23 protein-coding genes and 1 pseudogene are annotated in these 24,491 nt (G+C 72.3%); 12 read left to right on the top strand and 12 right to left on the bottom strand.

The window, feature by feature from the left end; translation table 11 throughout:
• Positions 1–24: 24 nt before the first annotated feature.
• The 3 genes from ABD844_RS19670 to ABD844_RS19660 form a co-directional block, all read right to left on the bottom strand.
• Positions 25–2,430, bottom strand: a complete 2,406-nt coding sequence (locus ABD844_RS19670; RefSeq protein ID WP_344879453.1) for a PQQ-dependent sugar dehydrogenase — start codon at positions 2,428–2,430, stop codon at positions 25–27.
• Positions 2,431–2,810: 380 nt separating this feature from the next.
• Positions 2,811–3,701 carry a fibronectin type III domain-containing protein gene (locus tag ABD844_RS19665; RefSeq protein WP_344879450.1) on the bottom strand — a complete coding sequence of 297 codons (891 nt, stop codon included), beginning with the start codon at positions 3,699–3,701 and terminating at the stop codon, positions 2,811–2,813.
• A 5-nt stretch (positions 3,702–3,706) separates the two neighbouring features.
• Entirely contained in the window at positions 3,707–4,291 is a 585-nt protein-coding gene (locus ABD844_RS19660; protein ID WP_344879447.1) for a hypothetical protein, read from the bottom strand.
• Positions 4,292–4,529: 238 nt separating this feature from the next.
• Here ABD844_RS19660 and ABD844_RS19655 point away from each other — a divergent pair, with 238 nt between their 5' ends.
• Positions 4,530–5,921: a cellulase family glycosylhydrolase gene (locus ABD844_RS19655; RefSeq protein ID WP_344879444.1), complete on the top strand. Its 1,392-nt coding sequence runs from the start codon at positions 4,530–4,532 to the stop codon at positions 5,919–5,921.
• A gap of 80 nt (positions 5,922–6,001) precedes the next feature.
• Here ABD844_RS19655 and ABD844_RS19650 read toward each other — a convergent pair whose 3' ends face one another.
• Entirely contained in the window at positions 6,002–6,259 is a 258-nt protein-coding gene (locus ABD844_RS19650) for a hypothetical protein (RefSeq protein WP_344879441.1), read from the bottom strand.
• Between the two features lie 127 nt (positions 6,260–6,386).
• Positions 6,387–7,409, bottom strand: a complete 1,023-nt coding sequence (locus tag ABD844_RS19645) for a hypothetical protein (protein ID WP_344879438.1) — start codon at positions 7,407–7,409, stop codon at positions 6,387–6,389.
• A gap of 284 nt (positions 7,410–7,693) precedes the next feature.
• On the opposite strand from ABD844_RS19645, the gene ABD844_RS19640 reads away from it, so the two are divergent.
• From ABD844_RS19640 to ABD844_RS19630, 3 genes are all read left to right on the top strand, one after another.
• On the top strand, positions 7,694–8,302 hold the full coding sequence (locus tag ABD844_RS19640; RefSeq protein ID WP_344879435.1) for a dihydrofolate reductase family protein: 609 nt from the start codon (positions 7,694–7,696) through the stop codon (positions 8,300–8,302).
• A 95-nt stretch (positions 8,303–8,397) separates the two neighbouring features.
• The gene (locus ABD844_RS19635; protein ID WP_344879432.1) at positions 8,398–9,264 is read left to right on the top strand and encodes a universal stress protein; all 867 of its coding nucleotides are present in this window, start codon (positions 8,398–8,400) and stop codon (positions 9,262–9,264) included.
• 105 nt (positions 9,265–9,369) lie between these two features.
• The gene (locus tag ABD844_RS19630; RefSeq protein ID WP_344879429.1) at positions 9,370–10,782 is read left to right on the top strand and encodes an FAD-dependent monooxygenase; all 1,413 of its coding nucleotides are present in this window, start codon (positions 9,370–9,372) and stop codon (positions 10,780–10,782) included.
• A 52-nt stretch (positions 10,783–10,834) separates the two neighbouring features.
• On the opposite strand, the gene ABD844_RS19625 is transcribed toward ABD844_RS19630, so the two are convergent.
• Together ABD844_RS19625 and ABD844_RS19620 are read right to left on the bottom strand one after the other, a co-directional pair.
• The gene (locus ABD844_RS19625; RefSeq protein ID WP_344879426.1) at positions 10,835–11,506 is read right to left on the bottom strand and encodes a phosphonatase-like hydrolase; all 672 of its coding nucleotides are present in this window, start codon (positions 11,504–11,506) and stop codon (positions 10,835–10,837) included.
• Positions 11,503–12,285 carry a GntR family transcriptional regulator gene (locus ABD844_RS19620; RefSeq protein WP_344879423.1) on the bottom strand — a complete coding sequence of 261 codons (783 nt, stop codon included), beginning with the start codon at positions 12,283–12,285 and terminating at the stop codon, positions 11,503–11,505. Before ABD844_RS19620 ends, ABD844_RS19625 begins: the two co-directional genes overlap by 4 nt.
• Before the next feature lie 156 nt (positions 12,286–12,441).
• On the opposite strand from ABD844_RS19620, the pseudogene ABD844_RS19615 reads away from it, so the two are divergent.
• Positions 12,442–13,494, top strand: a pseudogene (locus ABD844_RS19615) (TIGR03364 family FAD-dependent oxidoreductase); the annotation flags it as partial.
• Here the strand turns inward: ABD844_RS19615 and ABD844_RS19610 are convergent.
• From ABD844_RS19610 to ABD844_RS19600, 3 genes are all read right to left on the bottom strand, one after another.
• Positions 13,440–15,911 carry a heavy metal translocating P-type ATPase gene (locus tag ABD844_RS19610; protein ID WP_344879420.1) on the bottom strand — a complete coding sequence of 824 codons (2,472 nt, stop codon included), beginning with the start codon at positions 15,909–15,911 and terminating at the stop codon, positions 13,440–13,442. The pseudogene ABD844_RS19615 and the gene ABD844_RS19610 sit on opposite strands and share 55 nt — an antisense overlap.
• Positions 15,912–15,992: 81 nt before the next feature.
• Positions 15,993–16,568, bottom strand: a complete 576-nt coding sequence (locus ABD844_RS19605; protein ID WP_344879417.1) for a hypothetical protein — start codon at positions 16,566–16,568, stop codon at positions 15,993–15,995.
• 113 nt (positions 16,569–16,681) lie between these two features.
• Entirely contained in the window at positions 16,682–17,389 is a 708-nt protein-coding gene (locus ABD844_RS19600; RefSeq protein ID WP_344879414.1) for a hypothetical protein, read from the bottom strand.
• Positions 17,390–17,697: 308 nt separating this feature from the next.
• On the opposite strand from ABD844_RS19600, the gene ABD844_RS19595 reads away from it, so the two are divergent.
• The 3 genes from ABD844_RS19595 to ABD844_RS19585 all read left to right on the top strand — a co-directional run bounded on the left by ABD844_RS19595 (position 17,698) and on the right by ABD844_RS19585 (position 20,252).
• A complete protein-coding gene (locus tag ABD844_RS19595) occupies positions 17,698–18,972 on the top strand; it encodes an erythromycin esterase family protein (protein ID WP_344879411.1) in 1,275 nt (424 codons plus the stop codon).
• Between the two features lie 252 nt (positions 18,973–19,224).
• Positions 19,225–19,788: an RICIN domain-containing protein gene (locus ABD844_RS19590; protein WP_344879408.1), complete on the top strand. Its 564-nt coding sequence runs from the start codon at positions 19,225–19,227 to the stop codon at positions 19,786–19,788.
• A 203-nt stretch (positions 19,789–19,991) separates the two neighbouring features.
• Complete coding sequence (locus ABD844_RS19585) at positions 19,992–20,252, top strand: SAV_915 family protein (RefSeq protein WP_344879405.1); 261 nt, start codon at positions 19,992–19,994, stop codon at positions 20,250–20,252.
• Positions 20,253–20,363: 111 nt separating this feature from the next.
• Here ABD844_RS19585 and ABD844_RS19580 read toward each other — a convergent pair whose 3' ends face one another.
• Positions 20,364–20,660 (bottom strand): helix-turn-helix domain-containing protein, encoded by a 297-nt coding sequence (locus tag ABD844_RS19580; protein ID WP_344879402.1) that lies wholly within the window; start codon positions 20,658–20,660, stop codon positions 20,364–20,366.
• Between the two features lie 47 nt (positions 20,661–20,707).
• Between ABD844_RS19580 and ABD844_RS19575 the strand changes: the two genes are divergently transcribed.
• The 4 genes from ABD844_RS19575 (at position 20,708) to ABD844_RS19560 (ending at position 23,850) form a co-directional block, all read left to right on the top strand.
• Complete coding sequence (locus ABD844_RS19575) at positions 20,708–20,965, top strand: hypothetical protein (protein WP_344879399.1); 258 nt, start codon at positions 20,708–20,710, stop codon at positions 20,963–20,965.
• A 34-nt stretch (positions 20,966–20,999) separates the two neighbouring features.
• Complete coding sequence (locus ABD844_RS19570) at positions 21,000–21,308, top strand: alpha-L-rhamnosidase C-terminal domain-containing protein (RefSeq protein WP_344879396.1); 309 nt, start codon at positions 21,000–21,002, stop codon at positions 21,306–21,308.
• Positions 21,309–21,454: 146 nt separating this feature from the next.
• Positions 21,455–22,810 carry a sensor histidine kinase gene (locus ABD844_RS19565; RefSeq protein WP_344879393.1) on the top strand — a complete coding sequence of 452 codons (1,356 nt, stop codon included), beginning with the start codon at positions 21,455–21,457 and terminating at the stop codon, positions 22,808–22,810.
• Positions 22,811–22,896: 86 nt separating this feature from the next.
• Entirely contained in the window at positions 22,897–23,850 is a 954-nt protein-coding gene (locus ABD844_RS19560) for an aldo/keto reductase (RefSeq protein ID WP_344879390.1), read from the top strand.
• Between the two features lie 10 nt (positions 23,851–23,860).
• Here the strand turns inward: ABD844_RS19560 and ABD844_RS19555 are convergent.
• Positions 23,861–24,491: MarR family transcriptional regulator (locus ABD844_RS19555; RefSeq protein ID WP_344879387.1), on the bottom strand; the 631-nt coding region annotated here is incomplete at its 5' end.

The raw sequence follows: 24,491 nt of genomic DNA, 5'->3' as shown, positions 1-24,491 counted from the left end.
CGGCCGCCGGCGGTCAGGGAGCGGTCACTGGATGGCGGAGCGCCTGATGGTGTCCGGAGAGCCGTTGCCGTTGTTGTCGGAGTTGGTGGTGCCGAACCAGATGGCGGCGGCGCCCGGCACCTTCTCCACCGCGCGGAGCCTGCCGTACGTGCCGTTGAAGTAGGCGTTGACGGTCGAGACGTTCTCGCCGTCGAGCACGACGCGCCACAGGCGCTGGCCGCGCAGCGCGCCCACGAACACGGTGTTGTTGACGATGGCGATGCCGCTCGGCGACGCCTCCGCGGTGCTCCAGGTGTGCTTGGGGTTGGTCATCCCGGAGACGCTGCACGACCCCTCGCACGTGGGCCAGCCGTAGTTGCGGCCGGGGAGGATGAGGTTGAGCTCGTCGCGCGAGGAGTTGCCCAGCTCCGACGACCACAGGCGACCGGCGGAGTCCCAGGCCAGGCCCTGCGGGTTGCGGTGGCCGTAACTGTAGACCCGGGTGCCGAACGGGTTGCCGGGGGCCGCCGCGCCGCTCTTGGTGACGCGCAGGATCTTGCCGTTGAGCGAGTCGAGGTCGGGGGCGTTGCTCGTCTGCTGGGCGTCGCCGGTGGCGACGTACAGGTGGCCGTCAGGGCCGAACCTGATGCGTCCGCCGTTGTGGTACCGGTTCTTGTCGATGCCCTGCAGGATCGAGGCGTAGCCGCTGAGCGCCGTGCCGTTGAAGTTCATCTTGGCGACGCGGTTGCCCTCGGAGGCGGTGTGCATGAAGAACACCTCCTGGTCGGTCGTGCCGTTCCAGGTGGGCGAGAAGTCGAGGCCCATGAGGCCGCCCTCGCCGTCGGTGGTCTGCACGTTGGGCACCGTCCCGACCTGGGTCTTCGTGCCCGACGTGGTCACCTTGAACACCCGGAACGTGTCACGCTCGGTCACCAGCGCGTACGTCCCGTCGGGGGCCCAGGAGACGTCCCACGGGATGTCGAAGCCGCCCGCGACGCTGGTCGGCGTCTGCGGAACGGTGCCGCAGCTCCCGGTGGTGAACGACGCGGAGGGCGGGCTCGGGTTCGAGAGCCGGCCGGCGCCGTCCCGCGCCACCACGTGCACCTGGTACGTACGCGCGCACTCCAGCGGCACGACGGCCGTCGTCGCCGGCGGCGTGCCGGTGACCGTGGCGAGCACGGCGTCGGTGGCGTGGTCGCGCACCAGGTAGGCGCGCACCCCGTTGTCGTCGCTCGACGCGCCCCAGGTCACCGAGGCAGAGGTCGCCTGCACGGCGCTCACGGTGGGCTGTCCCGGCGCGGTCGGCGGATCGTCGGCGGGCGCGGGCAGCGTACGGCAGTCGGCCTCGGGGCTGCTCAGCGACACGTTGCCGGAGGCGTCGCGGGCGAACACCGACAGTTGGTAGGCGAAGTCGGGGGTGAGGCCGGTCAGCCGGTACGGGGGCGCGGTCGCGGTCGCGATCTGCTGGCCCTGGTGGAAGACGTCGTAGCCGACCACGCCGATGTCGTCGGTGGACGGCGGCCAGTCCAGGGTCAGGGCGTCGTGCGCGATCGCCGAGCAGGCGGGCTGTCCGGGAGCGGTGGGCTTCTCGGTGTCGCCGGGGCCGCTGACGCGCAGCCGGTCGAGGTTCGGGCCGCCGCCCGCGGTGGTCGAGGTGGCCCTGACGGTGTTCGCGCCCGCGTTGAGCGCCGCGTTGACGGTGACCTCCTGCCAGGTGGTCCACGCGCCGGTGGCGGGGAAGCTCACCGTGGCGGGCGTACCGTTGACGGCGATGGCCATCGGCCGGTCGGACGTCGTGCCGTTGGCGAACCGGAAGGTCAGGCCCTGCGTGCCGGCGGCGGCCGCGCTGACGGAGAACTCGACGTACGAGCCGACCAGGTTGTCGTAGTTGACGAAGCCCGAGCCGGTGAACCCGGCATGGTTGGACTCCACGACGCCCTGTGAGATCGTCGCGTTCTCGGCCTGGTAGTCGGTGAAGCCCGCCGACTGGACCTCGACGTCGAGGTAGTCGAAGTTGGGGTTACCGCCCGCGCCCGCCGCGGTGGCCCTGATCGTGTTGGGCCCCGCGGTGAGGGGCGCGGTCAGCGTGACCGTGGTCCAGCCGGTCCACACGCCGGTCGGGGGGAACGAGCGGGCGGCGGCGACCGTGGTGCCGTTGACGGAGATGTCGCTGGGCCGGTCGGAGGTGGTGCCGTTGGCGTAGCGGAAGGCCAGCGTGCCGGTGCCCGCGCTGGGCGCGTTGACCGTCCATTCGAGGGAGGAGCCTGCGACGTTGTCGCCGTTGACGAAGCCGGTGCCGGAGAAGCCTGTGTGGTTGGACTCGACGACGCCTTGGGAGATCGTCGCGTTCTCGGCTTCGTACCGGGTGGGCGCTGCGGCCGAGGGGAGCGCCGTCGTGCCCAAGACGAGCAGGCAGGCGGCGATGCAGGCCCCGAACTTACTGAAGATCATCGGGCGCTCCTGGCTGAGAGTGATGCCACGAGTAAGGAAGTGGAGCTCCCCCAAACGTTTGCCACAAACGAGGAAGGCCGTCAACCACTGGAACGATCCATAATTTAGGAACCTTTCCTAACTTATTCCATATCGATTCATCGGATGAAAGTGGCTGATGGATGGGCGATGCAGCCGCTTGCTGGCCGGAAGAGCACTCGAAGATCGGAGCCATGCGCTGTCCCGCCGGGTCGATGCGCGCCGTCCAGGCTCGTCAGGCCGGGAGCAGGGCACGGCGGGGCGGGTCCGGCCGGTCGCCACGGCGGGTGTCTTGGGTGTCGCCGCCGCGCACTTTCCGCAACCGATTGCAGTGACCATTCGGGCGGCAACGTTCCGATGCCTCAGGTGCCGCCCGTCTTCAGTGCGACGACGTTCGACGGGGCTCCGTGGCGGATGGCGCGTACCCGGTAGGTCGCGCGCCGCTCCTCGGGCAGCGTGATCAGGCCGAAGGCGTTGACGTCGGGGTCGAGCAGGGCCACCACCCGGAAGCCGGGCTGGTTCGCGGGCCGGTTCTCCAGGAGGAAGCCCTCCTCGTCGCCCGTCCGGTCGGTCCACGTGAAGGCCACGCCGTCGGCCTGGGTGACGGTGGCCCTCAGGTCGGAGGGTGCCGCCGTGCCCGTGGGGAGCTTGCCGGGCGGGCTGCCCGGGATCGTACGCGGCTGCGACCAGCCGGGCTCCGCCTCCCCGTACGGGCCGCCGCCGAGCACCACGTCGACCGGCTTCGTCGCCGGGCCGTAGTAGGGCCGCAGTCGGTAGTGGAAGGTGGTCTGCGGGATGAGGTCGGGGTGGGTGTAGGCCGTCTCCCCGGACGGAAGGAAGGCCAAGGTCGTGTACGGGCCCTCGGGGGCGGTGGCGAACTCCAACGCGTACCCCGCGACGGCCCGCTCCCCAGCACCCGTGCCGGTCCCGGCTCCGGAGCCGGTTTCGCTCCAGCGCAGCTCGACATCGGTCGGCGAGACGAGCACGCCGGACAACCGCGCGGTCGCCACTCCCGGCCCCGCCCCACCGGCCGACGCCGGGCGACCCGGCGTCGGGTGACCCGGCGGCTGACCCGACGGCGGCTGACCCGGCAGCGTGACGGAGGCTGCAGCGTCGGGGGCTGCGGCGTCGGAACCTTCGGCGTCGGGGGCCGCCGCGTCGAGGGCCGATCCGGGAGGGGGCGTCGCGTCGGGGGGCGGGGCTGCGCACGCCACGACCGTCAGCGCGAGCAGCGCCGCCGCCAGAGCCCGCACAGGCCCTACTTCCGCCAGAACTGGACGTTGCTCCACTGCACCGTGGCGGGCCCCTGGCCGCTGTCGGTCCGGTAGGCGCCGAACTTGTCGTAGAAGCTCCCGCTCTCGCTCGACACGGTGTGCCGCAACGACCCGTTGATGTAGGTGCGATGGCTGCTGCCCACGACGTGCACGGTGTTGACCCGGACCGTGGTGCCGACGGTCGCACCGGTCGCGATCGTGGTGCCGCCGTGCACCGCGTACAGCCGGCCGCCGCGCTCGACGGCGAGCATGAAGAACGGGCCGGTCGTCTTGAACGTCTGCTTCAGGCTGATGCGGGTGCCCTCCAGGCTGGTGATCCTGAAGTGGCCCTCGAACTGGCGGGTGCCGCCCGTGTAGGTGGCGTAGCGCCGCTCGGCCCGCTGGTCGCCACTGCCGGTGGAGCAGGTCAGGCGGAACGTCAGGTCGCCGACGTCGCCGCAGCCGCGCTCCTGCACGGTGAAGGTCGGCGAGTACGCCGTCCACGGGCCGGACTCGACGGGGTCGGCGGCGGCGGGCAGAGCGGGTAACAGCAGCCCGATCGCCGCCGCGCCCGCGAGGAGTGATCGCATCTGCGTCCTCCGGATTAGGAAACCTTCCTATCGCGACTCATGGGACCACTCACCTGACGAAGCGTCAAGAGACGCGGTGAAGACCGCATCGGAGGCGGCCACGAGGGCTCAGGGGCCAGGGCGGGCAGGTTGACCGGCCCGGTCAGATTTGGGTCTTGTCTGCTGACAGAGACCCGAACTACGCTCCCCATGCTCGTTAGTAAGGTTTCCTAATGAACGGGTAGAGGAGCTCACCCCCATGCATCGATCCCTGCGGCTCGTCGTCGTGGCCGCGATCGCCGCCCTCTCCTTGCAGGCGACCCCAGTCTCGGCCGCGACCACGTACGAGGCCGAGAGCGCCACCGTCTCCCAGGGCGCGGTCGAGTCCAACCACGCCGGATTCAGCGGCACCGGCTTCGTCAACTACGACAACACGACCGGCTCGTACGTGCAGTTCGCCGTCGACGCCGCCACGAGCGGCCCCGCCACCCTCACCCTCCGGTACGCCAACGGCACCGCCGTCAACCGCCCGATGGCCATCGCCGTGAACGGCACCACGAGCACCATCGACTTCCCCGGCACCGGCGTCTGGACGAACTGGCAGGAGGCCACGGTCACCACCACGCTCAATGCGGGCGCCAACACCGTTCGCGCCACGGCCACCACCGCCAACGGCGGCCCCAACCTCGACCGCATCGTGGTCGGCACGCCCTCCGCCGGAGGGACGCCCGTCCAGGCCAACGGTCAGCTCAGGGTCTGCGGCACCAAGCTCTGCAACCAGAACGGCAAGCAGATCCAACTGCGCGGCATGAGCTCGCACGGCCTGCAGTGGTACCACCAGTGCCTCAACACCGCCTCGCTCGACGCCCTGGCCAACGACTGGAAGGCCGACGTCCTGCGCATCTCGATGTACATCCAGGAAGGCGGGTACGAGACCAACCCGCGCCTGTTCACCGACCGCGTGCACAACCTCATCGAGCAGGCCACCGCCCGCGGCATGTACGCCATCGTCGACTGGCACATGCTCAGCCCCGGTGACCCCAACCACAACCTGGACCGGGCCAAGACGTTCTTCACCGAGATCGCCCAGCGGCACAACGGCAAGAACAACCTGCTCTACGAGATCGCCAACGAGCCCAACGGCGTCTCCTGGTCAACCGTCAGGAACTACGCCCACCAGCTCATCCCCGTGATCAGGCAGCACGACCCCGACACGCCCATCCTGGTCGGCACCCGCGCGTGGTCGTCCCTCGGCGTCTCCGACGGCGCCAGCGAGACCGAGATCATCAACAACCCGGTCAACGCCACCAACATCATGTACACCTTCCACTTCTACGCGGCCTCCCACGGCACCGACTACCTCGACACCCTGTCCAGGGCCGCGGACCGGCTGCCCATCTTCGTGACGGAGTTCGGCACCCAGACGTCCTCGGGCGACGGCGGGAACAACTTCACCCGCTCGCAGCAGTACCTCGACCTGATGGCGCAGAAGAAGATCAGTTGGGTGAACTGGAACCTCTCCGACGACTTCCGCTCCGGCGCCGTCTTCACCGAGGGCACCTGCCCCAGCGGGCCCTTCGCGGGCACCTCGCGGCTCAAGCCGGCCGGCGTGTGGATCCGCGACCGCATCCGCACCGCCGACGACTTCTGACGCCGCCGCCTCTCGTGGCCGCCCGCCGTCCGGCACTCCGGCGGCGGGCGCGTCCGTCGGCGGCGACCGGGGGCAGAGGGCTATTGCGCGCTGGGCGACATATGGACCGTCGTGGGCTTGCCCGGGGTGCGGCCGGCGGGCGGGTATTCGCAGTCGAGCTGGCTGACGTCGACGTCGCGGCTGCTGTTGAAGCCCTCGCCCTCGCGGGCCGTGTAGACGAACGTACAGGCTCGGCCGTGGCTGTCGGTGACCGTGGTGACGTAGATCTCGTCGTCCTGCGCACACCCGGCGAGCACGAGCACACCAAGTGCGGCGACGAGCACTCCAACCCCGCGCATACCGAAAAGGCTAGCCCACCGAACCGAACGGCGAGTGACGCCGAGGTGGCCGAAACGGCGACCGGCGCCGATCCCCTGGGCGGGGACCGGCGCCGGTCGGCGGAACAGGTCGGTCAGCGGAAGGCGGTCAGCCGAAGTCGGAGATGCGGAACACGGCCAGCATGTCCGACGCCCGCGAGTTGGAGGTCGAGAAGGACGCCTCCGCGCCGACCCAGCCGCGGAAGGCCCCGCCGTCGTCGATGATCTGCATGAGCGGCTTGACGTGGGAGTTGCCGTTGTAGCAGAACTGGTCGCGCTCCATCGCCAGGCAGGTGCACCAGTGCCACAGCGTGTCGCGGCGGTCGGAGTTGGCGAGCTTGATCAGGTAGTACTGGATGGAGGTGATGTTGGCGGAGGTCCCGCCGCCGTACGTGGGGCAGCCGCTTTCCTTCTTGCACGCGTTGTTCGAGGACGGCTGCAGGTAGGTCAGGCACGACGTGGTGGTGCTGCAGGTGCGGAAGGAGCTGAGGCCGAACGTCTGGTCCATGGAGTTGGTGATCTTGCCGCCCGCCCAGCTCGTCAGGTCCTGCTTGAGCGTGCCGGGGTGCGCCTTCACCGAGCTCATCGCGCGCCGGGTGGAGAGCGCGGCGTTGCTGCCGTAGCCGTAGCCGTGGGTGGCCAGGGTGCTGTGCGTGAGGTCGAGGCGGGCCAGCTTCCCGTCGGGAGAGCCCTGCACGGTCCACTGCTCCGTCCACGTCTGGGCGATCTCCCACCGGATGCTCACCACGTTCCCCGACAGGGTGTACGTCCCGGTGCGCTTCTCGTCGGGAGCGCCCATGAAGCCTCCGGCGGTGAGCACCTCGCACGCGCGGGCCCGCGTTCCCGAACCTCCGGCCGTGGTGGTGCAGCTCGCGTCGGGTGTGGCGCCGGTGCGCTGCCTGGCCTCGGGGTTGCGCTGCCACCACAGGTAGAAGGAGGCGGTCACCGTGCCGTCGGTGCCGAAGTGGTAGCTGCCCAGGCGCAGCCAGTTCTCCTGGGAGGAGGCTTTGAGATGCCCCTGCGAGACGACGTAGGAGGCCTTGCCGCCCGGCAGTGACGCGGCGGCGGCCTGCGGGGACGGCACGACGAAGACGGCGAGGAGGAAGGACAGGACTGCCGCTGCTACACGCATAGAGAGACTCCGGGAGAGGCTTTACGGGCTTGGCCGAATCTTCCACGGGTCACCGTAGCGGCCCGTTCGGGGATTCGCCCCCGAAATCGATTGCCCGGCAGGACACAAAGGGATCAAGTAGGAGTCCCAATCCAGGGCGAGGGCGGCGACGGGCGCGCGGGCGGCCCGGTCCGGTGAGCGGACCGCCGGAGCACTCGACCGGCATGTAGAGAACGAGCCGACGGCTCCGACCTCCCCGTGAAAGCGGCGCCGGCAGGGCGCCCGCGCACGCGGGAGGAAACGAGATGAGCAAGGTCGTCTGTGACATGTCGATGTCCGTGGACGGTTTCGTGGCAGGGCGGCACCAGAGCCTCGACCAGCCGTTCGGCGAGGGTGTGGGCGATCGCCTGCACCAGTGGATGATCGAGGAGCCCGAGCGGCACGCCGCCGTGATCGAGGGCATCACCGCGGCAGGGGCGTTCGTCATGGGCCGCAACATGTTCGATCCCGGGCGCGGTGACTGGGACCTGGACTGGAGCGGCTGGTGGGGCGAGGAGCCGCCGTACCACGCGCCGGTCTTCGTCCTCACCCACCATCCGCGCGGGCCGTTGACGATGCGGGGCGGCACCACGTTCACCTTCGTGACCGACGGGATCGAGGCGGCCCTGGCCCAGGCGCGCGAGGCCGCGGGCGGCCGGGACGTGGCCATCGCCGGTGGCGCCGCGACGGTGAACCAGTACCTGGCGGCCGGGCACATCGACGAGCTGCGCCTGCACGTCGCGCCCGTGATCCTGGGCAGGGGCGAACGGCTGCTCGCCGGCGCCGGAGACCTCACCCTCGAACCCCTCGGCGCGCCCTCGGGCACCGGTCTGGTCACCCATCTGACGTACCGGGTGGTCCGGGACGCGGGCTGAACGTCTGGTCGCACACCAGATCATGGCCACCTCTTGGGGTTTCGGCCCTGCCCGGCGATCCGCCGCCGGGATGAAATGGGAGGAGGGGGTAGGCGATGTCTGATGTGATCGTCGTGGGTGTCGACGGGTCGGAGCCCGGCTTTCGCGCCGTGGAGTGGGCGGCCGACGACGCCTTCCGGATGGGGGTGCCGCTGCGTTGCGTCTGCGTGGTGGAGACCTGGCCGTACCAGGTGCCACAGGTCGGCGCGGTCGAGTGGGAGGAGTACCTGGCCACGCACGCGCGCAAGGTGCTGGCCGAGGCCGAGGAGCTGGTCCGCCGGCGGCGCCCGTCCGTCGAGGTGAGCACCGAGCTGATGACGGGGACCCCGGCCACCTCCCTCCGCGAGCGGGCCGAGGACGCGACCGAGCTGGTGGTCGGCGGCAGGGGGCGGGGCGGCTTCGCCGGGGCGGTGCTGGGCTCCGTCAGCATGAACGTCGCGGGCCAGATCCCGGCCCCGGTGGTCGTCGTCAGGGCGGGCGGCGCGCCGGTGCGCGGCGAGATCGCCGTCGGCTTCGACGCCTCCTCCGCCCCGTGCGAACCGGCCCTGACGTACGCCTTCCGGCAGGCCGCGCTGCGCGAGAGCACGTTGCGGGCGGTGTACGCGTGGCCGCTGCCGTTCGCGCTGGCCACCTCGTTCGACCTGGACTTCGTGGCGTTGCGTGAGCACCACCAGCACCTCGCGACGGTGCAGCTCGCCCCGTGGCGCGAGCGCCACCCGGAGGTCAGGGTGATCACGGACGTGCGGTGCGCGCATCCGGTCGAGACCCTCGCCGCCGCCAGCGACCAGGCCGACCTGCTGGTCGTGGGCTCGCACGGCCGGAGCACGCTCAAGGCGATCGTCCTGGGCTCGGTGAGCCGGGGCGTCCTGCACCACGCGCGCGGCAACGTCGCGGTGGTGCGCACGGCCGACACCACGGAGTAGGCACGGCCCCACCCCTTTGCCAACAGATGTTGGCCAACACATGTTGACATTTCGGTGGGAGCGGCGAATCCTGGGTCGTGAACGTTCGGCCGAAGGGAAGGCGACATGAGCGAGGTAATCGTCGTGGGGGCGGGGCCGACCGGGCTGCTGCTCGCGGGAGATCTGGCGGAGTCAGGGGTCGGGGTCACGATCCTGGAGCGCCGTGACGGCCGGATCTCCAATCTGTCGCGGGCGTTCGGAGTGCACGCCCGCACGCTGGAGCAACTGGACGCCCGCGGCCTGGCCGACCAGCTCGTGGCCATGGGCGCCCCGCTCGGCAGGCTGCGGGTGTTCGGCCGGGTGGACGTCGATCTGGGCGCGCTGCCCAGCCGGTTCCCGTACCTGCTCGTCACTCCGCAGTACAACGTGGAGCACCTGCTGCTGGAGCGGGCGCTGAAGGCTGGGGCCGCGATCGAGTACGGCGCCGAGGTGCTGGAGCTGAGCCAGGACGCCACCGGCGTCACCGTCACCACCAAGAACGGCGTCCACCGCGCCGGACACGCCGTGGGCGCCGACGGCTTCCACAGCACGGTGCGCCGCGCCCTCGGCCAGCCCTTCCCCGGCAAGTCGGTGCTGAAGTCCATCATGCTCGCCGACGTGAGGCTGACCGAGGCGCCCCCCGAGTTGCTGACCGTCAACGGCGTCGGGGACGCCTTCGCCTTCATCGCGCCCTTCGGCGACGGCTACCACCGGGTCTTCGCCTGGGACCGCCGCCATGTCGTGCCCGACGACGCGCCCCTCGACCTGGACGAGCTCCGCGAGGTCACCAGGCGGGCCCTGGGCTCCGACTTCGGCATGCACGACGCCCGCTGGCTGGCGCGCTTCCACAGCGACGAGCGGCAGGTGCCGGACTACCGCGTGGGCCGCGTCTTCCTGGCCGGGGACGCCGCCCACGTGCACTCCCCCGCCGGCGGGCAGGGCATGAACACCGGGTTGCAGGACGCGGCCAACCTGAGCTGGAAGCTCGCCTCGGTGCTGCGGGGCGCGCCGGACGCGCTGCTCGACACGTACCAGAGCGAGCGGCACCCGGTCGGCCGCTCGGTGCTGCGCAGCAGCGGCGCCCTCATCAGGGCCGCCATGATCGAGTCGGCCGCCGGACGGGCGATCCGCGGCTTCGCCGCGCGCCGGGCGCTGTCCGTCCCCAAGGTACGCGCCAGGATCATCGCCCAGCTCAGCGGCGTCGGCTACGCCTACCCGGCGCCCGGCGGCGCGCACGAGCTGGTCGGCACTCGCGCGACCGACGTTCCGCTCGGCGGTGGCGGCCGTCTGTACGAGGCGCTGCGTGACCGGCGGTTCGTCCTCGTCGGCGCGGCCGACGTCACCGGCTGGCAGGACCGGGTCCACGTGTCGGCCCCCGCCACGCCGGGCGGCCCCACGGTCCTGGTCCGCCCCGACGGGTACGTGGGCTGGGCGGGCACGGACACCACCGGGCTGCGCCCCGCCCTGGCCGAGCTGGCGGGGACGCCGACCACGGCGTGATCCCCCGTCCAGCGAGCCCGGCGGGAACGGAGCGGGGATGCCCGTCCGGCGGTCAGCGCAGGGAGAGCAGGGCGGGGATGCTCGCGACGCTCGGCAGCAGGTGGGTGTGCCGGACGGCCCCGAGAGTGGCGGCGTCCTGGCCGCCCGTGAGCACCCCGGCCACGATGCGCGCCCCCGCGTTGGTGCCCGCCCGCAGGTCGCGCACGGTGTCACCGGCGGTGAGCACGCGGCCCACGTCGTGAACGCCGGTCGCCTCCATCGCCCGGAAGATCAGGTATGGCGCGGGCCGCCCGGACGTGACGTCGTCCGCGCAGACCACCGCGTCAAGAAACCCGTTGTCCCAGCCGACGGCCGTCAGCAGCGCCGTGGTGACCTCGCGGTCGAACCCGGTGGTGAGCGCCACCTTGACGCCCCCGGCGCGCAGGGTGGCGATCGCCTCGGCGACGCCGGGCAGGGGCGCGGGCGGCCGGGCGGCGTACGCGGCGGCGAGCCGGGCGCGGAAGTCGGCGTAGGCGGCCTCGACGGCGTCGTAACCGGGCGGGCCGCCCGGCGAGGTCAGCATCGCGGTGATGGCCTCGCGCTTGTCGGCGCCCATCCAGCGCCCGACGTCGGCGGGGGTGGGAGTGCCGCCCGCGGCGCGTACGGACTCCTCCAGCGCCTGGTAGACGGCGCCGCGCTCGTCAACAGTGGTGCCGGCGATGTCGAGGGCGGCCAGTTCGATCACGGTGTCTCTCCTTGCGGGGCTCGGGCGGGAGGCAGGTCGTCGGGGCCGGTGCGCAGCAGCGCGGGGCGGGCCTGCTGGGAGTTGTCGATGGTGAACGAGACCAGGTCGGGCCGGTAGCGGTCGTCGGAGAACTCCACCGGCTCCCCACCCGCGGAGGAGGTCTGACGGCGCTCGCGGAGCAGCGGCGCGCCGCGGCCGACGCCCAGGAGCCCGGCGTCGGTCTCGTCGGCGCCGATCGCGTCGATCACGTGGCGGGCCCGGCTCAGGTCGACCCCGCACCGGCTCAGGTAGGCGAAGACCGACCCGGAGTCGCAGTCGTGGTCGAACAGCAGCCGGCCGACCGGCCAGACGAACGTGGTGCGCTCGACCATGGCGGGGATCTCGTCGATGAGCCGCAGCCGCAGCATCTGCACGACGGGCTCGCCCTCCTCCAGCCCGAGGGCGTCGCACACCTCGGGGGGCGCCGGGCGGCGGGCGATCTCCAGCGTGCGCTGCCCCGGCGTGCGGTCCATCAGCTCCACCCAGCGCGAGAAGGACAGGAACGTCTCGAACGGCTGGGGCATGCTCTGGCTGCGCACCACGGGCGGCTTGCCGCGCCCGCCGCCAATGAGCCCCTCGGCGCGCAGCGTGGCCAGCGCCTGGCGGATCGGGCCCCGCGAGGCGCCCCACTGCTCGCACAGGTGCGACTCCGAGGGGATGGCCGCGCCCACCGGCAGCTCGCCCGAGCTGATGCGGCGGCGCAGATCCGACGCGACGCGTTCGTGGAGGGGTGCGTCCATGGCACTTGACCATACAGGAATGCCGACATTCCACGGAACGCCCGCCTGCTCCGAGAGCGCCCCTCTCACTTGGGTGAATGACGTCCGAAGAAACGCGGGATGACATGTCAGGTTCGGGATTGACGGCGTCTCGGCGCGCGAGGCAGCGTACTTATCATGACAAGTGACCTGCCGTGGGACAGTTCGCTCGACGCGGCCGATCTCGTGGTCGTCGGTGCGGGCATCGTGGGGCTGGCCCACGCCGTGCACGCCGTGGCCCGAGGGCTGTCCGTCGTGGTGGTCGAGCGGGACGAGCGGCCCGTCGGCGCCTCGGTACGCAACTTCGGCCACGGCTGCTTCACCGCCCAGGACGGCGACGCCCTGCGGTACGCGATGGCCGCCAGGACCGCCTGGCTGCGCCTGGCCAAGGAGGCGGGGCTCTGGCTGGAGGAGGGCGGCACCGTCGTGGTCGCCCGTTCCGACGACGAGTACGCGGTCCTGGAGGAGTTCGCCGCCGCCCGCGACGGCCAGGCCGTCCTGCTCGACGCCCGCCGGGTGGCCGAACGGGTGCCTGTGGGCCCCGGCGTGGTCGGGGGCGCCTGGCTGCCGATGGACGTACGCGTCGACCCGCGCCGGGCCGTGCCCGCCATCGCCGCCTGGCTGGCCCGCCAGGGGGTGCGCTTCCACTGGGCCACCTCGGCGCACCTCGTCGAGCCCGGCCTGGTGACCACCGGCCGGGGCCGGATCAGGGCCGGGCACGTGATCGTGGCCACCGGGCACGACGTCGACCGGCACTTCCCCGGCCTGGCCGAGCGCGCCGGGCTGCGCCGCTGCGTCCTGCGCATGCTGCGGGTGGCCGACCCGCACGGACGCCGGGTCGCCCCTGCCGTGCTGTCGGGCTTCTCACTCCTCCGCTACGGCGGCTTCACGGCCTGCCCCACCGCGCCCGCCCTGCGGGCCCGCCTGGAGGCCGAGCACCCGGAGCTGGTCGGCATCGGGCTGAACCTGATGTTCACCCAGCGGCCGGACGGCGACCTCACCATCGGCGACACCCACTCCTACGCGGTCACGCCGGAGCCGTTCGACGACGACGAGCTGGACCGGCGGGTCCTGACCGAGACCGCCCGCCTGCTGGGGGCCGGGCGGCTCACGGTCAGGGATCGCTGGCGCGGCGTCTACGCCTCGGCCCCCGAGCCGTTCCTCGTCGCCACGCCCGTGACGGGGGTGCGGGTGGTGTCGGTCACCTCCGGCATCGGCATGACCACCGCGCTGGGCCTGGCCGCCGAGGTCCTCGACGGCCTCCCGGCCTGACGACCGTCGTCCGGGTGGCCGGACGGGAGGTCGGTCGGGTGGTCGGATGGCAGGTCGGTCGGCAGGGCGGTCGGCAGGGCGGACGGGTGGTCGTCCGGCAGGTCGGCGGCCGGGCGCGGCGGGGCGAAGCGGCGGAGCCGCAGGCTGTTGCCGACCACGAACACCGACGACATGGCCATGGCGGCACCGGCGATGAGCGGGTTGAGCAGCCCGGCGGCGGCCAGCGGCAGTGCGGCGACGTTGTAGCCGAACGCCCACACGAGGTTGCCGCGGATGGTCGCCAGGGTGGCGCGGGCCAGGGTGAGCGCGGTGGGCACGACGTCCAGGTCCTCGCGGATCAGGATGAGGTCGGCGGCGGCCAGCGCGACGTCGGCGCCCTCCACCACGGCCAGCCCGAGATCGGCGCGGGCCAGCGCCGGGGCGTCGTTGATGCCGTCGCCGACCATGGCCACCCGGTGCCCCTCCTTCTGCAGGCGGGCGATGGTGGCCTCCTTGTCGGCGGGCAGCACCTCCGCGACGACGTCGACGATGCCGACCTGGTCGGCGACGGCCCGCGCGGTGGTGGCGTTGTCGCCGGTCAGCAGCAGGGTGTTCAGCCCCATCGCGTGCAGTTCGTCGATCGCCGCGGCGGCCGAGGGCTTGACGGTGTCGGCGAGCGCGATCGCGCCCAACGCCGTGCCGTCGGCCGCGACCAGGACGACGGTGCGGCCCTCGCCCTCCCAGCGGCCCCGCGTCTGCTCCAGCGCCGCGGGGACGGACACGTTCTCCCCGGCCAGCAGCCGGGCGGAGCCGATGAGGATCCGCCGCTCCTCGACCGTTCCCCGCGCGCCGAGCCCGGCCAGGGCGGCGAACCCGGTCACCTCGGGCAGGCCGCCGAGCCGGGCGCGGGCGTGGGCGGCGATGGCCGCCGCGATGGCGTGCTCGGAGGCGTCCTCGACGGCTCCGGCGTAACGCAGCACGTCCGACGGCGGCACGCCGTCGGCGGCGGCGAGGTCCGCCACGCTCATGCGGCCCTCGGTCAGCGTGCCGGTCTTGTCCAGGACGACGGTGTCGACGGCCCGCGCGGACTCCATGGCCTGGTGGCTCTTGATGAAGACGCCGAGCTGCGCGCCGGTGCCGGAGGCCACCTGGAGGGCGGTGGGGATGGCCAGGCCGAGCGCGCACGGGCAGGCGATGATGAGGACGGCCAGCGCGGCGGTGACCGCCTCGTGCGCGGCCCCTCCGGCCAGCAGCCACCCGGCCAGCGTCAGCGCCGCCAGCAGGAACACCACCGGCACGAACCAGCCGCAGATCCGGTCCGCCAGCCGCTGCACGGCGGCCTTGTCGGCCTGGGCGTGCTCGACGAGCCGGATCAGCGAGGCGAGCTGGGTGTCGGCGCCCACGCGGGTGGCCAGGACGACCAGCCGCCCGCCGAGGTTGACGGTCGCGCCGGTCACCGGGTCGCCCTCGGCGACCTCGGCGGGCACCGGTTCGCCGGTCATGGCGCTGGTGTCGATCGTGCTCTGCCCGGACTCGATCACGCCGTCGGCGGCGATGCTCTCACCGGGACGGACCACGAACCGGTCACCGGCCCGCAGGTCGGCCACGTCGATGCGGTACTCGTTGCCGTCGGCGCGCAGGACGCTGACGTCCTTGGCCCCGAGTTCGGCCAGCCGCCGCAGCACGGCGCCGGACGAGCGCCGCGCCCGCGCCTCCAGGAACCGCCCGGCCAGCGCGAACATGGTCACGCCCCCGGCGACGTCGAGGTAGAGCGCGCTGTTCGGCGCGGACAGCAACGCCCACAGGCCCGTCCCGGCCGGTCCCGCGTCGATCGGGAACAGGATGACGTACACCGACCAGCAGGTGGAGGTGATGACCCCGGTCGAGATCAGGGTGTCCATGGAGGTGGTGCGGTGCCTGGCGGCCCTGAACGCGTTGCGGTGGAACGGCCACGCGCACCAGGTCACCATCGGCGCGGTCACGCCGATCAGCACCCACTGCCATCCGGCGAAGCGCCACTCCGGCACGAACGCCATCCCCATGGACAGGTCCATCAGCACGAAGGCCAGCACGACGGCGACCACCATGCGCCGCCCCAGCGAGCGCACCCGCTTGTCGTCGGCGTCCTCCGGGGCCTCGGAGGTGTGCGGCGTGTACGGCTCGGCGCTGTAGCCGGTGCGCTCGACCTCCCGGATCAGCTCGTCGAGCGTGACCCCGTCGGCCTCGACGGTGGCCTTCTCGGTCGCGTAGTTGACGCTGGCGTTGACCCCTTCCATGCGGTTGAGCTTGCGTTCCACCCGCGCGGCGCACGCCGCGCAGGTCATCCCGCCAATGACGAGCTGGACTGTCGATGTCATGGGTTCCTCGATGTCGCAAACGGTACGGGGGCGGTCGTCGGCGAACGCCCGGCCGTCCCGGCGGCGGCGCCAGGACGGTCGTCAGCGAACGCCGAGCGGCACCGGCGGCCCGCGCCGCCGGATGGCCCTGACCCGCTCGGGGCCGCGATACACCCGCGCCCCGGCCACGAACACGACGCGCACCGGCGTCGTCACCGGCTCGACCACCCCGGCGAGCAGCCTGCGCGACCTCGGCAGCGGGGTCATCCCCCACAGCCGCGCCATCAGCCAGAACGCACTCTCCCCGCGATGCAGCCACCACCCGCTGACCACCGCGACCACGAGGTGGGCGACGGTCATACCGGCTCCGGGCGCCATGCCGGGCATCAGGTCGTGCGCGTGCTCGGCGTGCCCGCCGGACAGGGGAGCGCTCCTGGCGAACAGCTCGTGCAGGAGGATCTGCACCCCCGCCGTCACCCCGACGACGACCTCGGGCCCGCGCTCACGCGCGCCCAGCGCGAAAGCCGGGACGAACGCCGCCACCACCCCGGCGCACAGGGCCGCCACCGCGACCGGAGCGCCACCGGCGAGAACGTGCCCGGCCGCGGACACGACGACGCACACCGCCGCGAAGACAGCGGCGCGTGCCAGGCGCGAGACCCGTCCCAGGGCGGACACGGGACACATCCTCCCAGCCCGATGCCCCGGTGCGGAAGCTGACCCTCCGCCGGGCCGCCTTCTCCCAGCTCGTACGGTCGCGCAACGCCGGAAGCAGCCGTGGGGCCGGTCGGTCACCTCTCGGACAGCTTGCGGTGCTTGAACGTCGGGTGCCTGGACTCCCAGTAACGCCAGCCCTCCACCCGGGAGGGCACGTTGGCGATGCCCGCGGCGACCTTGCGGCGCTCGCACGTGCCGAGCACCGACCACGCCGACCAGGCGGCGCGGTATCCGAGCACGCGGTACCACATGTGGCCGTACATGCCGTCGCTGATCTTCCGGGTGTACTCGTGCCCGGTGAAGACCTTGTTCCGTTGCTGGAGATGCGGCAGCCCGAGCCGGCGCAGCCTCTCGACCACCGTCTCCGCGGTGACGGTCGGGCCGGTGTTCGTGCCGGTGTTCGTGCCGGCCGGCGCGAACTTCGTCTCCGCCTGCTTCTCCTTCTCGTTCGCGGCCTCGACGAACGCCGTCACCTGGTGCTCGCGGGTGACCGACACCGTGATCGAGCCGCCGGGGCCGTCGACGAACTGGGTGCGGGGCACGTAGAAGTTCCGCGGCGACAGCTCGTGGATCCGGAAGAAGGTGCGCGGTCTGCAGTTCCTGCCGTCGCCGTCGTCGGTGCGGCCGGTGTGGAAGCCGCGGTCGCTGTGGATGCCGCGGAAGTGGCGGAATTCGCGGGCGCCGGGGTCCTTGTCCGCGTTCGCCGCCGGGGCCATGGTGTTCGGGGCCATGGTGACGGTCAGCGCCACCGCGAGGCGGCCGTACGCCGCGGGCCTCGCCATTCGTCTCATTGAGCTGACCATTTACCCGGTCCCTTCGGGAATGCGTTCCGCGACCGCCAGACCGGTACGATGCTTACAGTTATGGCGAGTCCGGCTCCTACGCCACGCCGTTCCCGATTTTCCGGCGCCGCCCAAGAATCAATGAAAGAATCGCAACAAACCGCCAATACCGGCGATTAACGACTTTCCGGTCGTCCCGCGTACTTCCGGCGGCGTACGCGGTGCCGCGGCTGCTCCGGCGGGCGTACGCGGGAGAGCCTTCCCCGGCACGACGACCGCGGCGGGCCCCTCACGCGAGGCTCTGGGGCATGAAGGTGACGACGACGGGCTTCGCGAACTGGGTCGGCGAGCACGGCACCGCCCTGCACACCCTCGACCCGCACTCCCCCGTGGACGACCTGGAACCGCTGCGCGACGTCGTGGGTGAGGCGCGGGTCGTGGCGCTGGGCGAGAGCTCACACCACATCAGGGAGTTCTACCGGGTACGCCACCGGCTGCTCAGGTTCCTGGTCGAGCGGTGCGGCTTCGAGGTGTACGCGCTGGAGGCCCCGTTCACCCAGGGCCAGGTCCTGGACGCCTGGGTGCGCGGCGGCCCCGGCACCGTGGAGCGGGTGGCCGCGGACGGAATCGCGCTGTCACTCGGGCGGTGCCGAGAGATGCACGAGACGCTGACCTGGATGCGCGAGCGCAACCGCGCCGCCGCCGGGCCGCCGCTGCGCTGCGTGGGCACCGACCTGCCCGGGGCCAGCGGTTCACCGCTGCCCGCGTTGGAGGAGCTGGCCCGCTACCTGCGCTGGGCCGCGCCCGAGGCGCTCGCGCCGCTGGAGGAGGCGATCGGGGTGGCCCGGCGCTTCCACGACCCGGTGACCCTGGCGGCGCTCACCCGGTACCAGGCCCTGACCCGCGACGAGCGCGACGTCCTCACCGCCGCGCTGAGCCGGTTGGCGGCGCACCTGCGGCGCGTGGCGCTCGTCCAGCGCGCCCACGGCCACGGGCCCGAGCACGACACGGCGGCCTGGCACCTCCGCGGCGCCTGGTACCTCGACCAGCTCCACCGCGCCAACGCCGTCGAGGGCTTCGAGTCCGCCTCGACGTTCAGGGACCTCTACATGGCCGAGTCGGTGCTGCGGCTCCTGGACGGCGGCGCGCGAGTGGTGCTGGCGGCCCACAACTGGCACATCCAGCGGACCCCGGCGATGGACGCGCAGGAGAGGCTGCTGCTCCCGGCCGGCGCCCATCTGGCCGCCGCCCTGGGCGACGACTACCGGGCGATCGGCGTGACGTCGAGCCTCGGCCGAACCACGACGCTGGGCGACCCGACGCCGCGCCGCCCGCACGGGGCCTGGTACGACGCGCCGCTGCCGCCGACCGTCGCGGGCAGCGTCGAGGGGGCGTTCCCCACCGACCGGCTCTGGACGCTCGCCGACCTGCGCACGGCCCGACCCTACGTCGGTGACGCGGCGTCGTTCCAGCACACGCGCATGGCCGACTATTTCCTCGACCTGCCGGTGTTCGAGGGGTTCGACGCCATCGCGCACGTGTCGCGGACGACCGGCACCGACCACGTCCTCGCCCCGCCCTGAACCGGGAAAACCCCCATCCACCGGAAATATCCATTTAATACGGATAAATCGATAAAACGTCACCGGCTTTGCGGCTTTCCCGACACGCCCAGAGATCCGGGCTCGCACTTACGCGCTGATTTACTCAGGTGCACTTAGCATGTCCTGGCGACATAAGTGATGTTCGTTTCACCGTGCCGTCGATTCTCGCCGCACGGTGCAATGGGTTTGCCGGGCTTCGGCCCCGCTATTCATGACACAGAGGAACCCATCATGAGCATGTGCACCTTCACGCGCGCAGCCGCCCGCATGCGGTGGCTGGCGAGCGGCGCCATCGCGGCGATCGCTCTCACCGCGATGCCCGCGACGCCGTCCGCCGCGGCCCCCGTCGAGTGGGACGACGGCGAGCTCGTGGCGATCCAGACGTACTCCGGCAAGTGCCTCAGCGTCTCCGACTTCAGCTTCGAGAACGAGACGCCGATCGGCCTGTCCGCCTGCGACCATGAGTCGCACCAGCGCTTCCGCATCCGGCACCTGCACCACGACTGGGCGGCGATCGAGACCTTCGACGGCAAGTGCCTCGACGCGTGGGACCACACCTTCGCGGACAACACACCGATCATCCAGTTCCACTGCCTCGACAGCGTGAGCCAGCGCTTCCGCATCGAGCAGGCCGGCCACGACACGGTGCACATCCGCACCGCCGGCGGCAAGTGCCTCGACGTCTCGCAGGCCAGCCTCGACGAGAGCGTGCCCCTCCTCCAGCGCCGCTGCTGGAACACCCCGTACCAGCAGTTCTCGCTCGAAGACGTCGACCCGTGGTGGCCCAGCGAGTGACGTCCGCTCCGGCGCCGGTCGTGGCGGGGTCGGCGGTCAGCCGACGCGCGCACGACCGGCGCGCCCGGAGGCGCCGCGTCAATTCCCCGTCAGGATTTCCGGCCCGCGCGTCCGGATCGCATAGTGATCGGCGCCCGCCGCCGCATCCGGGCCTAGCGTCTGACCTGTGGCCTTTTCCGACAGGCCGTCTCAGGAGGAGCCAGATGTCAGAGCCTCGCTTGTGCGTCCCGGTGCAGCCCGGGGCACACACCTTGACCCTGCGGCTGTTCCGCACGCCCGCGGGCAAGCGGACGGCGGTCGCCTTCACCTCGCCGCTCAAGCTGGCCAGGGTGCTCGGCACGCGGCAGCCCTGGGTGCTGCTCACCGCGCCGGCGTTGCGCGCCATGATCACCGATCTGGACGTCATAGGCATCGTCACCGACCCCGCCGGGACGATGACCAGGCCCGTGCGGAAGGCGTCCTGATGTGCCTCCTCCAGCAGGACCAGGCCGACCCTGTCCGGGACGATCCCCCGGCCTCCCCGCCCTTTGACCGGCCGGACCCTACGCACGACCTCACCGACCCGGCAACTCCCGTCAGCGGGACTTCCTGGCCGCCAGGGCCGCGGCGAGTTTCTGCAGGGCCAGTTCGTCGGCCGGGTTGAGGCCGGTCAGCTCGGCCACCCGGCGCAGGCGGTAGTCGAGCGTGTTGGGGTGGATGTGCAGGCCGGCGGCGGTGGCGCGGCGGGCGCGGCCGTGGCGCAGGTACGCCTCCAGGGTGAGCAGCAGGTTGGGCACGCCGTCGAGCGGGTCTAGCAGGGCCGCCAGCCCACGGCTGGCCGCGGTGGGCCGGGTGAGCTGGTACTCCAGCAGGACATCAGACAGCCGGTACACGCCGGGGCCGTGGCCGAAGCCGCGTACGACGTCGAGGATCTCCCCTGGTGCCCGAGCACCGGCACGCCCGCGCCCGCGCGTTCCTGCTGGACCGGGAGGCCATGTTCACCCGCAGCCCGCTGGCCGACCACGGCGGCGACGCCAAGGGACCCGCCAGCGGCGGCTCGGTCTCGGCCCGCGAGGAACCCGACTGGGACGTGGACCGCCTCGTCGTCGGCGCCCAGCCGTTCTTCCGTTACGTGGTCCACGACGCGCTGGCCCTCCTCGGCGCGGCCGGCGAGATCGCCGGGCTGTGCCTGCCGTGACTGGTCGGCGCTGCTGGAGGGCGCCCCGAGCGCGTTGCGCGAGTGCTGGGAGGGTGGCTCGTACTGCCACGGGTGGTCCGCCACCCCCACCCGCGACCTGCTCGTGCACACGCTCGGCAGCACCCCTGCCGAGCCGGGCTACGACCGGGTGCGGGTGGCCCCGCGGCTGGGCGGCCTGGCGTGGGCGCGCGGCGCCGTCCCCTCGCCGCACGGGCTGGTCTCGGTGGCGGTCGAGGGCGACCGGGTCATGGTCGACTCCCCGGTGCCGGTGGAGCTGTCGCACCCCGGCGGGGCCGTCACCCACCACCCGGAGGGCTCGACCGAGACCCGCTTGCGCGTCTGATGACGGGGAAGCCGGATCGTCCTGCGGCGCTCCCGGGTGGCGAGTCTTGGGTCCCCCTATGCCGACACCTGTACGCCTCTTGCTTCTGATCGCCAGGTGTCCGTGTTCCCCTCTATGAGGGGGAGAACATGATTGCCTGGCGTAATATGTCGATCGCAGCGCGTATAACCTGGTTCGCCGGGGCGGTGTCCACCGCGCTGTGCGCTCTCCTGGCCGCGACCGTCATGTTCGCGATCCACCGGTACGTCACCGGCGGCCTCATCGCCGAGCTGGCCGCCGACGGCGGCCGGCTGGCCCACCAGGTGGAGCACAACCAGATCGTCTTCCCGCTCGTCGAGCACTCCGACCGCAACGTGCAGATCCTCAACCAGGCGGGCCAGATCATCGCCGCGACCTCGAGGATGCGCGGCAAGCCGGTCATGGCCACCCTCGTCCCCGACGGCCAGAACATCATCGCCGGCACGGCCTGCGGCGGCGTCTTCCCGCCGGGCGAGTGCGAGGTGGTGGTCGCGCAGTCGGCCCGCCGCGGGCCGGAGGATTGGACGGTCTACATCGCCTCCCCCGCGATCCCCTGGTACGTCGCCCCCTGGCTGGCCACGACCGTGATCGGCGCGATCGGCCTGCTGGCGCTGGCCCTGACCGCGCTCGGCCACCGGATCGTGACCTCGTCGCTCCGGCCGGTGTCCGCCATCCGCGCCGAGCTGGACGAGATCACCGAGATGTTCCCGGGACGCCGGGTCGGCCTGCCGCCCAGCCACGACGAGATCCACGACCTGGCCGAGAGCGTCAACCAGACGCTGGCCCGGCTACAGGCCGCGATGCACCAGCAGCGCCGGTTCACCTCGGACGCCTCGCACGAGCTGCGTACGCCCATAGCGGCGATCCGCGCCGAGGTGGAGGACGCGCTCTACGCGCCCGAGGAGAGCAGCGTGTCCAGGCTGGGCGCGTCCGTCCTGCCCAGCCTGGACCGGCTGGAGGCCATCGTGGGCGACCTGCTGACGATCGCGCGGCAGGAAGACCGCGACGAGGCGGAGACGGAGCCGGTCGACCTGGCCGAGCTGGTGGCGTCCGTGACCGAGGAACGCGACGGGGCGGGAAAGGTGTTCGACTCCTCCCTCGAACCCCGCATCGTGGTGACCGGCAACCGGCGCCAGCTCACGCGGCTCCTGTCGAACCTGCTCGACAACGCCGAGCGGTACGCCGCCACCACCATCACCGTCCGCCTGACGCGCTCGGCCGCCACCAAGCGCGAGCTGCGGCGGTTCCCGCGCGGGGTGGCCAAGCTGGAGGTCGTCGACGACGGCCCCGGCATCGATCCGGACCAGCGCGAGCTGGTCTTCCAGCGTTTCGCCCGGCTGGACACCTCGCGCGGCCGGGACTCCGGCGGGACGGGACTGGGCCTGCCCATCGCCCGCCAGATCGCGGAGTCGCACGGCGGCACCCTACAGGTCGAGGACCAGCCCCGAGGCGCCCGGTTCGTCCTGCGCCTCCCCCTGCCCTGACGGCCACCTCCTCGCGGCCCGAACCTTGCACTCCCATGACCGGCCCCTGACACCCCACGGGAAGGGGGCAGGAAGGGGGTAAGTCAATGGACACAGTACGGTTGGGCCGCACGGAGCTGCAGGTCAGCCCGATCTGCTACGGCACCTGGCAGTTCGGCGGCGACTGGGGGCAGGTCGACGAGCGGGCGGCCGTCGCCGCCGTCCAGCACGCCAGGGACCGGGGCGTCACGTTCTTCGACACCGCGCAGGGCTACGGGTTCGGCGTGTCCGAGCGCATCCTGGGCCGCGCGCTGGACGGCGACCTCGACCGGGTGGTCGTCGCCACCAAGGGCGGCCTGCGCATGGACGGCGACCGCCTCGTCCGCGACTCCAGCCCGGCCTGGCTGCGCCAGGGCGTGGAGGCCAGCCTGAAGGCGCTCGGGGCCGGCCACATCGATCTGTACCAGGTGCACTGGCCCGACCCGCGCACCCCGTTCGAGGAGAGCGCCGCCGCGCTGCACGAGCTGGTCGAGGAAGGGCTGATCCGGCACGTGGGCGTGTCGAACTTCGACGCCGGCCAGGTGCGCGCCTTCCCTGGCGCGCAGACCGTGCAGCCGCCCTATCACCTGTTCCGGCGCGAGGTGGAGGACGAGCTGCTGCCGTACGCGGCGGCGAGCGATCTGGGCGTGCTGGCGTACGGGCCGCTGGCGCACGGCCTGCTCAGCGGCACGTTCGACGAGCACACCACGTTCCCTGCCGACGACTGGCGCTCGCACAGCCCCGACTTCACCGGCGAGGGCTTCCGCCGCAACCTCGCGGTGGTCGCCGAGCTGCGCCGCTTCGCGGAACGCTTCGGCACGACCGTCGGGCAACTGGCGGTGGCCTGGGTGCTGTCGAATCCGGCCGTCCAGGTCGCCATCGTCGGCGCGCGCAGCACGAGGCACCTGGACCTGGCCCTGGACGCCGTGGAGATCACGCTGGGGCCGGACGACCTGGCCACCATCGACTCGATCATGTCCGCGGCGGCCCCGGTGACCGGCCCCGCCCCTGAAGGCATGTGACCGCCCCGGCTCACGGGGGGATGTCGGCGCCGTCGGCGAAGGTCTGCCGGTAGTGCTCGGCCGCGTGGGCCATGTCGTCGCTGAGGACCTGGAAGAACCGGCTCGCGGTGCGGAGCCGGGTGCCCGCGGGGGTGTGCGCGCCGAGGACGTCGATGCCCTCGGCCACGGTGCCGGCCCACTGCGCCATCGACCGGGTGCCCACCAGCCACGTCCGGTACCAGACCTCGTCGTCGATGATGTAGCGCTCGCGGCGGTTGTCGCGCTCGCGCCGGACGAGACCCAGGTGTTCGAGCCAGCCGACGCCCTTGGAGATCGAGGCTGGGCTGACCCGCAGCCGCTCGACCAGCTCGGCCACGGTCAGGTTGCCGGTGTCGCTGATGAACAGGCAGACCAGCACCCTGGCCGCCATCGCCGGCATGCCCCACATCACCTCGGTGAGCCGCCGCTCCAGCTCGCGCACGGCCTGCGGATCGCGCAGGGCGGCGTGCGCGGTGGCCATCTGGTCGGGCGCCCGGCCGTGCGCTTCTCCGCGCTGCTGTCCCGGCCCCGGGTCCGGCTGCAAACCCGGCTGCGGACCCGGCTGCGGACCCGGCTGCGGACCCGGTCGGCGGCGGGCGCGCCATCCGGCCGCCTGCTGCGCC

The sequence above is a fragment of the Nonomuraea antimicrobica genome, assembly GCF_039536965.1.
GTDB classification, from domain to species: domain Bacteria; phylum Actinomycetota; class Actinomycetes; order Streptosporangiales; family Streptosporangiaceae; genus Nonomuraea; species Nonomuraea antimicrobica.
The sequence above is the reverse complement of the archived record's forward strand: the minus strand, read 5'-3'. Positions and strand labels throughout refer to the sequence as shown.

Excerpts from the sequence above, each read along its gene's own strand:
- ABD844_RS19670 (WP_344879453.1), bottom strand. The coding sequence starts at position 2,430 with ATGATCTTCAGTAAGTTCGGGGCCTGCATCGCCGCCTGCCTGCTCGTC.
- ABD844_RS19660 (WP_344879447.1), bottom strand. The coding sequence starts at position 4,291 with ATGCGATCACTCCTCGCGGGCGCGGCGGCGATCGGGCTGCTGTTACCC.
- ABD844_RS19655 (WP_344879444.1), top strand. The coding sequence starts at position 4,530 with ATGCATCGATCCCTGCGGCTCGTCGTCGTGGCCGCGATCGCCGCCCTC.
- ABD844_RS19650 (WP_344879441.1), bottom strand. The coding sequence starts at position 6,259 with ATGCGCGGGGTTGGAGTGCTCGTCGCCGCACTTGGTGTGCTCGTGCTC.
- ABD844_RS19645 (WP_344879438.1), bottom strand. The coding sequence starts at position 7,409 with ATGCGTGTAGCAGCGGCAGTCCTGTCCTTCCTCCTCGCCGTCTTCGTC.
- ABD844_RS19640 (WP_344879435.1), top strand. The coding sequence starts at position 7,694 with ATGAGCAAGGTCGTCTGTGACATGTCGATGTCCGTGGACGGTTTCGTG.
- ABD844_RS19635 (WP_344879432.1), top strand. The coding sequence starts at position 8,398 with ATGTCTGATGTGATCGTCGTGGGTGTCGACGGGTCGGAGCCCGGCTTT.
- ABD844_RS19630 (WP_344879429.1), top strand. The coding sequence starts at position 9,370 with ATGAGCGAGGTAATCGTCGTGGGGGCGGGGCCGACCGGGCTGCTGCTC.
- ABD844_RS19620 (WP_344879423.1), bottom strand. The coding sequence starts at position 12,285 with ATGGACGCACCCCTCCACGAACGCGTCGCGTCGGATCTGCGCCGCCGC.
- ABD844_RS19610 (WP_344879420.1), bottom strand. The coding sequence starts at position 15,911 with ATGACATCGACAGTCCAGCTCGTCATTGGCGGGATGACCTGCGCGGCG.
- ABD844_RS19600 (WP_344879414.1), bottom strand. The coding sequence starts at position 17,389 with ATGGCGAGGCCCGCGGCGTACGGCCGCCTCGCGGTGGCGCTGACCGTC.
- ABD844_RS19595 (WP_344879411.1), top strand. The coding sequence starts at position 17,698 with ATGAAGGTGACGACGACGGGCTTCGCGAACTGGGTCGGCGAGCACGGC.
- ABD844_RS19590 (WP_344879408.1), top strand. The coding sequence starts at position 19,225 with ATGAGCATGTGCACCTTCACGCGCGCAGCCGCCCGCATGCGGTGGCTG.
- ABD844_RS19585 (WP_344879405.1), top strand. The coding sequence starts at position 19,992 with ATGTCAGAGCCTCGCTTGTGCGTCCCGGTGCAGCCCGGGGCACACACC.
- ABD844_RS19565 (WP_344879393.1), top strand. The coding sequence starts at position 21,455 with ATGTCGATCGCAGCGCGTATAACCTGGTTCGCCGGGGCGGTGTCCACC.
- ABD844_RS19560 (WP_344879390.1), top strand. The coding sequence starts at position 22,897 with ATGGACACAGTACGGTTGGGCCGCACGGAGCTGCAGGTCAGCCCGATC.